The organism is Streptomyces sp. NPDC057543 (assembly GCF_042801895.1).
Taxonomy (GTDB): domain Bacteria; phylum Actinomycetota; class Actinomycetes; order Streptomycetales; family Streptomycetaceae; genus Streptomyces.
Genome location: NZ_JBHVFF010000276.1, coordinates 1 through 11,462 on the forward strand (window position 1 = coordinate 1; position 11,462 = coordinate 11,462).

Below are 11,462 nucleotides of genomic sequence, written 5' to 3' on the forward strand. Positions count from 1 at the left end.
GCCCAGTTGCCGCGCCTTGGCTGCTTTCCTGCAGGCCACTATGCTGGCCTTATAGAAATGAACGGCGATAAGTTGAATCCATGCGCGATCATCGATCTCACCGACTGGGCTGAGCTCGAGAATGCCGACGGGTCGGCCTTCCCGGTTACTCCGACCAAGCTGCGCGACTTGGCGTCGGGTGACTTTTCCAAAGTAACGAGTTCACTCAACCACCTGTATGACGCTCTCCTCAACGACGGAGTCGTCTACTCTGCGACCGCGCCGGCTTTCAGGTATGTCGCCGCACTTTTGGGCGACCACGAAAGTCGAGCCGCACTCACTCCTTCATGGGATGGGGAAAAATTCCCACTCCGAGGCAAGCTCCTTTCATGGCTGGCCGACGTGGCCTTCGATGTCAGCATTGAGCAGGAGCAGCGCATTCGAGAGTGGGGGGAATATTCGCCGACCGAGCCATTTCCCGATTTCCTGAACATCAGGAGTATTTACCCGGAAGCTTTTCCGGGCGTCGCCTCCTACTTTGATGACTCTGATCCGAGAGTGGTTGAGGCGGCTCTTGTCGCGGCCGTTCGATTTCTGGAGTCCCCGGCATTGGCGATGCACCGCAGGAGGTTGACTCCTTTGCTGGAGAACGTTCTAGCGCAAAGCTCCAGCGAACGGCATAGAAGTTTGGCCTCCGAGGCGTTGGCGTCTTGGGAGCAAGGGCGCATGTTGATGGAACCCCCTACCGATCCACTCCCGTCCGACGGGCGCGGGAAGGATCACAATTCGCACGACAAACGGGGATCAGTTGACGAGCCGCCGTTTTAGTGGGCGTGCCCGGACTCGGCCGGCTCAGCCCACGAAGTCCCGTACCCCTTGGGACACCGCGTCGTCGCCGAGGAAGTCGTTGTGTTCCAGGCACCCCGCCAGGACGTTCGTCGCGCCCGCGAGCGGGACGCTGTCGTCCGGGTTGATGATCTCGTCGCAGTTGGACCAGAACGTCGCGTAGGAGACCGCGCCCGGGGTCTCGTCGCCCTCGGCCAGGCCGTCCTGGACGTAGAAGCCGGGGGTCATGTGGACTCCCAAAGAGAGGTTGGGGCCTCTGGGAGGAAGGCGAGCTCCCATCCTCCCTGGTCTCTCATGAAAACGGCGCGACCATTTTCAACCTGCTCAACCCATGGGTACTCAATGAAGAGGGTTGGTGAAAGGTGCTTACTCCAGCGTGACGCGAGGCTGCGCCAATCCTGAAGTGCCGCAGGGAGCCAGAGGGTATCCGAAGGGGTTGGAGACTGCTCAAGGTCCGGCGTGCCATGCCATGCTTCCAGGAACCTGTTCAAGTCAACGTCTTGCGAAGAAATCACAAGCCCATCATCATTGCAGGTTTCAGAGCATGGTTTCCAGTGCCACAGGATTACCAGGACGACTCCGCGGCTACCGCGCGGCTTGGCCGAGCGGTGCGGGAAGCTCGCAGCCGACACGCTCCAGGCGCCGGTCGACCTCGGCCTCACAGGTCGGCGGCGGCCAGGCGTCGCCCCAGCCGGCGCCCCTTGCGCCTTGTACAGGTCGCCGTGCTGCTTCGTCACCGTCGTCCGGCTCAGCCGCTCCTTGGTCTCGCACAGGGCGAGGAGCACCCTGCCTCTGCGGATCTGCGGATCTGCGGATCTGCGGATCTACGGTCGCCGGACCACCCGGGAGGGGGCGGGGGAGACCGGGAAACGGGCGGCGGCGACGTAGGGAAGTTCTCGTCCTCGTACGGCAGGGAGCCGCCCTTGACCTGTCGGTGCAGCGGGGAGCGGCTGACCCGGGCCGAGAGGTGGCACCAGTCCGTGCCCGGCACGATCGGGCAGGCGGCGCTGTGCGGACGGGGCGCCGCGACCCGGAATCCGGCGGTGATCAGCCGGTCGCGGGCCTCGATGATCCGGGCGTAACCGTCCGGGGTGCCCGTCTCTACGATCACCACGGCCTGGCGGCGGACGTCGCGACGTCCACCAGGGCGGCCCGGTCGGTAACGGCGAGCTCGCCGGTACATCGGTGACGTCGAACGGGCCGCGCCGCCGCCGCCACCGGCCGGCCACCGGCACCACCGCCGCCACGGGCACCCGCTGCCCCCGTGCCCCGGGGCGCGCTCCCCCGGCCCGCGCCCCGGAGCACGGCACCACGGCCGGGCAGGCCGCACTGTCACTGCCCGCAAGTAGGGTGGGACACATGGCAGACCCCTCCAGCTACCGCCCCAAGCCGGGACAGATCCCCGACTCCCCGGGGGTCTACAAATTCCGCGACGAACACCGCCGGGTGATCTACGTCGGGAAGGCGAAGAGCCTGCGCCAGCGACTGGCCAACTACTTCCAGGACCTGGCCAATCTCCACCCCCGTACGCGCACGATGGTGACCACGGCCGCCTCCGTCGAGTGGACCGTCGTCGCCACCGAGGTCGAGGCGCTCCAGCTGGAGTACTCCTGGATCAAGGAGTTCGACCCCCGGTTCAACGTCAAGTACCGCGACGACAAGAGCTATCCGTACCTCGCGGTCACGCTCAACGAGGAGTTCCCGCGCGTGCAGGTCATGCGCGGTGCCAAGAAGAAGGGCGTGCGCTACTTCGGTCCGTACGGGCATGCCTGGGCGATCCGCGAGACGGTCGACCTGATGCTCCGGGTCTTTCCGGTGCGTACGTGCTCCGCCGGAGTCTTCAAGAACGCCGCCAGGACCGGCCGCCCGTGTCTCCTCGGCTACATCGGCAAGTGCTCGGCCCCCTGCGTCGGCCGGGTCACCCCCGAGGAACACCGCGAACTGGCGGTCGACTTCTGCGACTTCATGGCCGGCCGCACCGGCACGTACATCCGCCGCCTGGAGAAGGACATGATGGCGGCGGCCGAAGAGATGGAGTACGAGCGGGCGGCCCGCCTCCGTGACGACGTGGAGGCCCTCAAGCGGGCCATGGAGAAGAGCGCCGTCGTCCTCGCCGACGCCACCGACGCCGACCTGATAGCGGTCGCCGAGGACGAGCTCGAAGCCGCCGTCCAGATCTTCCATGTGCGGGGCGGCCGGGTGCGCGGCCAGCGCGGCTGGGTCACCGACAAGGTCGAGAACGTCGACACGTCGGGCCTGGTCGAGCACGCCCTGCAACAGCTGTACGGAGAGGAGACGGGCGACTCCGTCCCCAAGGAGGTCCTCGTCCCGGCCCTTCCCGAGCACCCCGACGCGGTCTCCCAGTGGCTCGCCGACCGCCGGGGCTCCCAGGTCAGCCTGCGCATCCCGCAGCGCGGCGACAAGAAGGACCTGATGGTGACGGTCCAGCGCAACGCCCAGCAGGCCCTGGGGCTGCACAAGACCAAACGCGCCTCCGATCTGACGACCCGCTCCCGGGCCCTGGAGGAGATCGCCGAGGCGCTCGGCCTCGACACGGCTCCGCTGCGCGTCGAGTGCTTCGACATCTCCCATCTCCAGGGCGACGACGTGGTGGCGTCCATGGTCGTCTTCGAGGACGGTCTCGCCCGCAAGAGCGAGTACCGCCGCTTCCAGATCAAGGGCTTCGAGGGCCAGGACGACGTCCGGTCGATGCACGAGGTGATCGGCCGCCGCTTCAAGCGGTATCTCCAGGAGAAGGAACGAACGGGGGAGTGGGAGGAGACCCCCGCCCCGAGCGGCCCCGTCCCGGCACCGCACACCGCCTCGACGGCCCCGGCCGACCCGGCCGTCGGCCCGGACACCACCCCCGATCCGGTGGACACCACCCCCGATCCGGACGCCGAGCCCCGTGAGGACGACGGTCGTCCCAAGCGGTTCGCCTATCCGCCGCAGCTCGTCGTGGTCGACGGCGGCCAGCCGCAGGTCGCCGCGGCCAAGCGCGCCCTCGACGAGCTCGGGATCGACGACATCGCCGTCTGCGGCCTCGCCAAGCGCCTCGAAGAGGTCTGGCTGCCCGATGACGACGACCCCGTCGTCCTGCCCCGCTCCAGCGAAGGCCTCTACCTCCTCCAGCGCGTCCGCGACGAGGCCCACCGCTTCGCGATCACGTATCAACGAGCCAAGCGGGCCAAGCGCATCCGTTCCAGCCCCCTGGATGCCGTCGCCGGCCTCGGCGAGACCCGGAAACAGGCGTTGATCAAGCATTTCGGCTCCGTGAAGAAGCTGAAGCAGGCGACAATCGACGAGATCTGCGAGGTGCCGGGGATAGGCCGCAGAACGGCGGAATCAGTGGCTGTCGCCCTGGCCTCGGCCGCCCCGGCCACGCCCGCCGTGAACACGGCGACCGGAGAGATCATTGAAGACGACGGGGGCAGCACGACATGACTGAGCACGAACACGAACACGAAGTCGGGCGCGAACACGAAGTCGAGCACGACAGCACCGACCGAGCAGACGGAGCAGGACACGTGAGTACGGGCACCACGATCGACGCGGGCGACGGGGCCGCGGCCATCCCCGAGCTGGTGATCATCTCGGGGATGTCGGGCGCGGGCCGCAGCACCGCGGCCAAGTGTCTGGAGGACCTCGGCTGGTTCGTCGTCGACAACCTGCCGCCCGCCCTGATCCCCACCATGGTCGAGCTCGGCGCCCGCTCACAGGGCAACGTGGCCCGGATCGCCGTCGTCGTCGACGTACGCGGCCGCCGCTTCTTCGACAACCTCCGCGATTCCCTCGCCGACCTGGAGGCCAAGCACGTCACCCGGCGGATCGTCTTCCTGGAGTCCTCCGACGACGCCCTGGTCCGCCGCTTCGAGTCGGTCCGCCGCCCGCACCCCCTCCAGGGCGACGGCCGGATCGTCGACGGCATCGCCGCCGAGCGCGACCTGCTGCGCGAGCTGCGCGGCGACGCCGACCTGGTGATCGACACCTCCAGCCTCAACGTGCACGAACTGCGCGCCAAGATGGATGCCCAGTTCGCCGGCGACGAGGAACCGGAGCTGCGCGCCACGGTCATGTCGTTCGGCTTCAAGTACGGCCTGCCGGTCGACGCCGACCTGGTGGTCGACTGCCGCTTCCTGCCCAACCCGCACTGGGTCCCTGAGCTGCGCCCGTTCACCGGGCTCAACGCCGAGGTCTCCGACTACGTCTTCGACCAACCCGGCGCCAAGGAATTCCTCAACCAGTACACGGAACTGCTCCAGCTCATCGCCGCCGGGTACCGCCGCGAGGGCAAGCGCTACGTGACGATCGCCGTCGGCTGCACGGGCGGCAAGCACCGCTCGGTCGCCATGTCCGAGAAGCTCGCGGCCCGGCTCGCGACCGAAGGCATCGAGACCGTACTCGTCCACCGGGACATGGGGCGCGAGTGACCAGTCGTAATCTGCGCCTGCGGAGGCTGCGCAGAGCCACCTCTGCGCTGTCCGCCCGTAAACGCGGCGCACAGCCCAAAGTCGTCGCCCTCGGCGGCGGCAGGGGCCTGTCCGCGTCGCTCGCGGCGCTCCGCCGGATCACCGGCGACCTCACGGCCGTGGTCACGGTCGCCGACGACGGCGGCTCCAGCGGCCGGCTCCGCGAGGAGCTCGGCGTCCTGCCGCCGGGCGACCTCCGCAAGGCGCTCGCCGCCCTGTGCGGTGACGACGACTGGGGCCAGACCTGGGCCCAGGTCATCCAGCACCGCTTCCAGTCCAAGGGCGATCTGCACGAGCACGCGGTCGGCAACCTGCTGATCGTCGCCCTGTGGGAGCAGCTCGGCGACCATGTCCAGGCCCTGGACCTGGTCGGCAAGCTCCTCGGGGCGCACGGCCGGGTGCTGCCCATGTCAGCCGTGCCACTGGAGCTCCAGGCGCTCGTACGGGGACACGACCCGGCCCGACCCGACGAGGTGGACACGGTCCGCGGCCAGGCCACCGTGGCGCTCACCCCGGGCGAGGTGCAGTCCGTCCATGTCGTCCCGCACGACCCGCCGGCCGTTCCCGAGGCCGTCGCCGCCGTCCTGGACGCCGACTGGGTGGTGCTCGGCCCGGGGTCCTGGTTCTCCTCCGTGATCCCGCACCTGCTCGTACCGGAACTGCTCGACGCGCTCGTCGAGACCAAGGCCCGCAAGGTCCTCTCGCTCAACCTCGCACCGCAACCCGGTGAAACTGATGGCTTCTCCCCGCAGCGTCATTTGGAGGTTTTGGGACGACACGCCCCTAAACTCGCCATGGACGTGGTGCTGGCCGACGAAGCCGCCGTGCCCGATCGTGAGTCCCTCGCCGACGCCGCCAAGCGGCTCGGCGCCGCGGTCGAGCTGGCGCCGGTGGCCTCACCCGACGGCGTTCCGATTCACGATCCGGAGCTGTTGGCCGCCGCGTACGACCGTATTTTTCGGATGCATGGAAGGATCGGCCCATGGCGATGACGCCCGCGGTGAAGGACGAAATCTCTCGGCTTCCCGTGACCCGGACCTGCTGCAGGAAGGCAGAAGTCTCGGCGATTCTTCGGTTCGCAGGTGGGCTGCACCTGGTGAGCGGCCGGATTGTGATCGAGGCGGAGCTGGACACCGCGATGGCGGCACGCCGGCTGAAGCGGGACATCCTGGAGATCTTCGGGCACAGCTCGGAGCTGATCGTGATGGCTCCCGGCGGGCTGCGGCGCGGCTCCCGCTACGTCGTACGGGTGGTGGCGGGCGGCGATCAGCTGGCCCGCCAGACCGGACTGGTGGACGGCCGCGGCCGGCCCATCCGCGGCCTGCCCCCGCAGGTGGTCTCGGGGGCCACCTGCGATGCCGAGGCCGCCTGGCGCGGAGCCTTCCTGGCCCATGGCTCGCTCACCGAGCCGGGCCGCTCCTCCTCGCTGGAGGTGACCTGCCCGGGCCCGGAGGCGGCGCTCGCGCTGGTCGGCGCGGCCCGCAGGCTGTCCATCGCGGCGAAGGCCCGCGAGGTGCGCGGAGTGGACCGGGTCGTCGTCCGTGACGGCGACGCGATCGGCGCCCTGCTCACCCGGCTCGGCGCCCACGAGTCGGTGCTGGCCTGGGAGGAGCGGCGGATGCGACGCGAGGTCCGCGCCACCGCCAACCGGCTCGCCAACTTCGACGACGCCAACCTGCGCCGTTCCGCGCGGGCCGCGGTCGCCGCGGGCGCCCGGGTGGGGCGTGCGCTGGAGATCCTGGGCGAGGAGGTGCCCGAGCACCTCGCGGCCGCCGGGCGGCTGCGCATGGAGCACAAGCAGGCATCCCTGGAGGAGCTGGGCGCGCTCGCCGAACCGCCGCTGACCAAGGACGCGGTCGCCGGCCGGATCCGCCGGCTGCTGGCGATGGCCGACAAGCGGGCCCAGGACCTGGGCATTCCGGGTACGGAATCCACGCTCAGCGAGGAGCTCGCCGACGGCCTGGTGGGGTGACCCGCGAAAGCCGTGAAATCGGCCGAATCCAGAACGCATGACCTTCCCGAGGGTGTTGACTCTCCGTAATCGTCACTGCGTGTACGGCCGGGTGTCCGGAGGCCCGTACTTCTGTCGCGGAGTACGGGCCTCGGCGCTTCTTACGGCCCCGCTCGATGTCACTCCGAGGCCATCGGAGAGGTAGGGTCGGAGGCGGTCGGGGACATCTCATACAACTCGCCGGGGGCAACCCCGCGTACCTAACGAGGAGATCGGTTCGTGACGATCCGCGTAGGCATCAACGGCTTTGGCCGCATCGGTCGTAACTACTTCCGCGCGCTGCTGGAGCAGGGTGCGGACATCGAGATCGTGGCTGTCAACGACCTGGGTGACACCGCGACCACGGCACACCTTCTGAAGTACGACACGATCCTGGGCCGTCTCAAGGCCGAGGTCGGTCACACCGCCGACAGCATCACCGTCGACGGGCACACCATCAAGGTGCTCTCCGAGCGCAACCCGGCCGACATCCCCTGGGGTGAGCTGGGCGTCGACATCGTCATCGAGTCGACCGGCATCTTCACCAAGAAGGCCGACGCCGAGAAGCACATCGCGGGTGGCGCCAAGAAGGTCCTCATCTCGGCCCCGGCCAAGAACGAGGACATCACGATCGTGATGGGTGTCAACGAGGACAAGTACGACGCGGCGAACCACCACGTCATCTCCAACGCCTCCTGCACCACCAACTGTGTCGCGCCGATGGCCAAGGTTCTCGACGAGAACTTCGGCATCGTCAAGGGCCTCATGACGACGGTTCACGCGTACACGAACGACCAGCGCATCCTGGACTTCCCGCACTCCGACCTGCGTCGCGCCCGTGCCGCCGCGGAGAACATCATCCCGACCACGACGGGCGCCGCCAAGGCCACCGCTCTGGTGCTCCCGCAGCTCAAGGGCAAGCTCGACGGCATGGCGATGCGCGTCCCGGTCCCGACCGGTTCGGTCACCGACCTGGTCATCACGCTGGAGCGCGAGGTGACCCGCGACGAGGTCAACGCCGCGTTCCAGAAGGCCGCCGAGGAAGGCCCGCTCAAGGGCAAGCTGGCCTACACCCAGGACCCGATCGTGTCGTCGGACATCGTCTCGGACCCGGCCTCCTGCACCTTCGACTCCCTGCTGACCATGGCAGAGGGCACGCAGGTCAAGGTCATCGGCTGGTACGACAACGAGTGGGGCTACTCCAACCGCCTCGTCGACCTGACCGTGTTCGTCGGCAGCCAGCTCTGACCGTCGGATCGGCAGGCACCTCGAAGTGAGCACGGGGCTCGAAAGGCGCAACGCGGCGCCGTTCGAGCCCCGTTGCATGCCCTCTCGTCCTCCCAAGGAGTCCAGCAAGATGAAGACGATCGACGAACTCCTCGCCGAAGGGGTCACCGGCAAGCGCGTATTCGTCCGCGCCGACCTCAACGTGCCGCTGAGCGGCACCACCATCACCGACGACGGCCGCATCCGCGCTGTCCAGCCGACCGTGGAGAAGCTCGCCGCGGCCGGTGCGCGGGTCGTCGTCGCCTCGCACCTGGGCCGCCCCAAGGGCGCCCCGGACCCCGCCTTCTCCCTGGCACCCGCCGCCGCCCGCCTCGGTGAACTCATCGGCGCGGACGTGGCGTTCGCGACCGACACCGTGGGCGAGTCCGCCCGCGCCACGGTCGCCGCGCTCACCGACGGCAAGGTCGCCGTCATCGAGAATCTCCGCTTCAACCCCGGTGAGACGTCGAAGGACGACGCCGAGCGCGGCGCGTTCGCCGACCAACTCGCCGAACTCGCCGATGTGTACGTGGGCGACGGCTTCGGAGCCGTACACCGCAAGCACGCCTCGGTGTTCGACCTCCCGGCCCGGCTCCCGCACGCCGCCGGCGACCTGATCGCCACCGAGGTCGGCGTCCTGAAGAAGCTCACCGAGAACGTCGAGCGCCCGTACGCCGTCGTGCTCGGCGGCTCGAAGGTCTCCGACAAGCTCGGCGTGATCGACCACCTGCTGGAGCGCGCCGACCGCATCCTCATCGGCGGCGGCATGGCGTACACGTTCCTCAAGGCCCAGGGCCACGAGGTCGGCAGCTCCCTCCTCCAGGAGGACCAGATCCCGGCGGTGCTGGAGTACCTCGAGCGCGCCAAGGCGAAGGGCGTGGAGTTCGTGCTCCCCGTCGACGTCGTGGTCTCCGAGCAGTTCCCGGACCTCAAGGCCAAGGCGCCGACCGAGCACCGCACCGTGCCCGCGGACGCGATCCCCGCCGGTTTCATGGGCCTGGACAACGGCCCCGAGACCAACAAGCTGTACGCCTCGAAGCTCGCCGATGCCGTCACCGTCTTCTGGAACGGCCCGATGGGCGTCTTCGAGCACCCCGACTACGCCGAGGGCACCCGGGCCGTCGCCCAGGCCCTCGTAGACTCCTCGGGCTTCAGCGTGGTCGGCGGTGGCGACTCCGCCGCTGCCGTCCGCATCCTGGGCTTCGACGAGAACGCATTCGGACACATCTCGACCGGTGGCGGCGCCAGCCTCGAATACCTCGAGGGCAAGACGCTTCCCGGCCTCGCCGCACTGGAGGACTGACCTTTCATGACCACCCGTACCCCGCTGATGGCGGGCAACTGGAAGATGAACCTCAACCACCTCGAGGCCATCGCACACACCCAGAAGCTCGGCTTCGCGTTGACCGACAAGGACTACGACGCCGTAGAGGTCGCCGTCCTGCCGCCCTTCACCGATCTGCGCTCCGTGCAGACGCTGATCGAAGGCGACAAGCTGAAGATCAAGTACGGCGCCCAGGACATCTCGGCGCACGACTCCGGCGCGTACACCGGTGAGATCTCCGGCCCGATGCTCGCCAAGCTGAAGTGCACCTATGTCGCCGTCGGCCACAGCGAGCGCCGCCAGTACCACGGCGAGACCGACGAGCTCTGCAACGCCAAGGTGAAGGCCGCCTTCAAGCACGGGCTGACCCCGATCCTCTGCGTCGGCGAGGAGCTGGAGGTCCGCGAGGCGGGCAACCACGTCACGCACACGCTCGCGCAGGTCGACGGCGGACTCAAGGACGTTCCCGCCGAGCTCGCCGAGTCGATCGTGATCGCGTACGAGCCGGTCTGGGCGATCGGGACCGGCAAGGTCTGCGGCGCCGACGACGCCCAGGAGGTCTGCGGGGCGATCCGCAGCCGACTCGCCGAGCTGTACTCCCAGGATCTGGCCGACGCGGTCCGTATCCAGTACGGCGGCTCCGTGAAGTCCGGGAACGTCGCCGAGATCATGTCGAAGCCCGATGTGGACGGCGCGCTGATCGGCGGCGCCGCACTGGACGCCGACGAGTTCGTCAAGATCGTCCGCTTCCGCGACCAGTGAGTATGCGGTAGCGCGGATCCGTCGTACCCTTGCGGGGGCCGAGGAGGGTGTAGCCTCCCGGCCTCCGCTGTTCGCACATGCAGTCCAGAGAATTCCGGAAAGTAGGGACCAGCCGTGATTTTGGCGTTCGAGATCGCCCTGATCGTCTTCAGCCTGCTGCTGATGCTGCTGGTGCTGATGCACAAGGGAAAGGGCGGCGGCCTCTCCGACATGTTCGGTGGCGGCATGCAGTCGTCCGTGGGCGGCTCCTCGGTCGCCGAGCGCAACCTCGACCGGATCACGGTCTTCGTCGGTCTGGCCTGGTTCGCGTGCATTGTTGTGCTTGGTCTGCTGATCAAGCTGGACAACTGACCCGTCGTACGCGATTCCCGGTGAGGGTGTAACTCCTTTCACTGGACGCGCGTTGGGCCTTACGTAGACTGGGGCATCTTCGAGCACCATCACGCAGGGAGTTACGACCGTGGCAAGTGGCAACGCGATCCGGGGAAGCCGGGTCGGAGCGGGGCCGATGGGGGAGGCCGAGCGGGGCGAGTCCGCACCGCGCCTCCGCATCTCCTTCTGGTGCTCGAACGGGCACGAGACGCAGCCGAGCTTCGCCAGTGACGCGCAGGTACCGGAGACCTGGGACTGCCCGCGCTGTGGTTTCCCGGCCGGCCAGGACCGGGACAGCCCGCCGGACCCGCCCCGCACCGAGCCGTACAAGACGCACCTCGCGTACGTACGCGAGCGGCGCAGCGACGCGGACGGCGAGGCCATCCTCGCCGAGGCCCTGGCGAAACTCCGGGGCGAAATCTAGTTGTTGTTCACCGGCCGGGCACCTCACAGG

The 11,462-nt window shown here is 68.5% G+C and carries 11 protein-coding genes and 1 pseudogene; 10 read left to right on the forward strand and 2 right to left on the reverse strand.

Translation table 11 applies throughout. The features are described from left to right. A partial coding sequence (locus ACFU8Q_RS32975; protein ID WP_384461223.1) for a hypothetical protein occupies positions 1-807 on the forward strand: 807 nt, incomplete at its 5' end. Between the two features lie 24 nt (positions 808-831). Here the strand turns inward: ACFU8Q_RS32975 and ACFU8Q_RS32980 are convergent. Further along, positions 832-1,053 carry a hypothetical protein gene (locus tag ACFU8Q_RS32980; protein WP_384461225.1) on the reverse strand — a complete coding sequence of 74 codons (222 nt, stop codon included), beginning with the start codon at positions 1,051-1,053 and terminating at the stop codon, positions 832-834. Between the two features lie 357 nt (positions 1,054-1,410). Then, positions 1,411-1,998 (reverse strand): annotated as a pseudogene (locus ACFU8Q_RS32985) (small ribosomal subunit Rsm22 family protein); the annotation flags it as partial. Between the two features lie 186 nt (positions 1,999-2,184). On the opposite strand from ACFU8Q_RS32985, the gene uvrC reads away from it, so the two are divergent. The 9 genes from uvrC (at position 2,185) to ACFU8Q_RS33030 (ending at position 11,432) form a co-directional block, all read left to right on the forward strand. Then, positions 2,185-4,269: an excinuclease ABC subunit UvrC gene (uvrC, locus tag ACFU8Q_RS32990; RefSeq protein WP_384461228.1), complete on the forward strand. Its 2,085-nt coding sequence runs from the start codon at positions 2,185-2,187 to the stop codon at positions 4,267-4,269. After that, positions 4,266-5,255, forward strand: coding sequence for an RNase adapter RapZ (gene rapZ, locus ACFU8Q_RS32995; protein ID WP_384461231.1), 990 nt, complete (start codon positions 4,266-4,268; stop codon positions 5,253-5,255). Before uvrC ends, rapZ begins: the two co-directional genes overlap by 4 nt. Beyond that, the gene (gene yvcK / locus ACFU8Q_RS33000; protein WP_384461234.1) at positions 5,252-6,286 is read left to right on the forward strand and encodes a uridine diphosphate-N-acetylglucosamine-binding protein YvcK; all 1,035 of its coding nucleotides are present in this window, start codon (positions 5,252-5,254) and stop codon (positions 6,284-6,286) included. Before rapZ ends, yvcK begins: the two co-directional genes overlap by 4 nt. Further along, positions 6,277-7,266: a DNA-binding protein WhiA gene (gene whiA, locus ACFU8Q_RS33005; RefSeq protein WP_266745531.1), complete on the forward strand. Its 990-nt coding sequence runs from the start codon at positions 6,277-6,279 to the stop codon at positions 7,264-7,266. The genes yvcK and whiA overlap by 10 nt, the downstream gene beginning before the upstream one ends. A 258-nt stretch (positions 7,267-7,524) precedes the next feature. Then, the gene (gene gap / locus ACFU8Q_RS33010) at positions 7,525-8,532 is read left to right on the forward strand and encodes a type I glyceraldehyde-3-phosphate dehydrogenase (RefSeq protein ID WP_384461237.1); all 1,008 of its coding nucleotides are present in this window, start codon (positions 7,525-7,527) and stop codon (positions 8,530-8,532) included. Between the two features lie 109 nt (positions 8,533-8,641). After that, the gene (locus tag ACFU8Q_RS33015; RefSeq protein WP_384461240.1) at positions 8,642-9,853 is read left to right on the forward strand and encodes a phosphoglycerate kinase; all 1,212 of its coding nucleotides are present in this window, start codon (positions 8,642-8,644) and stop codon (positions 9,851-9,853) included. A 6-nt stretch (positions 9,854-9,859) separates the two neighbouring features. Then, complete coding sequence (gene tpiA, locus ACFU8Q_RS33020; protein WP_384461243.1) at positions 9,860-10,636, forward strand: triose-phosphate isomerase; 777 nt, start codon at positions 9,860-9,862, stop codon at positions 10,634-10,636. Between the two features lie 114 nt (positions 10,637-10,750). After that, entirely contained in the window at positions 10,751-10,987 is a 237-nt protein-coding gene (gene secG / locus ACFU8Q_RS33025; protein WP_266736497.1) for a preprotein translocase subunit SecG, read from the forward strand. Between the two features lie 109 nt (positions 10,988-11,096). Next, positions 11,097-11,432 (forward strand): RNA polymerase-binding protein RbpA, encoded by a 336-nt coding sequence (locus tag ACFU8Q_RS33030; protein WP_072483070.1) that lies wholly within the window; start codon positions 11,097-11,099, stop codon positions 11,430-11,432. The last annotated feature ends 30 nt before the right edge of the window (positions 11,433-11,462 follow it).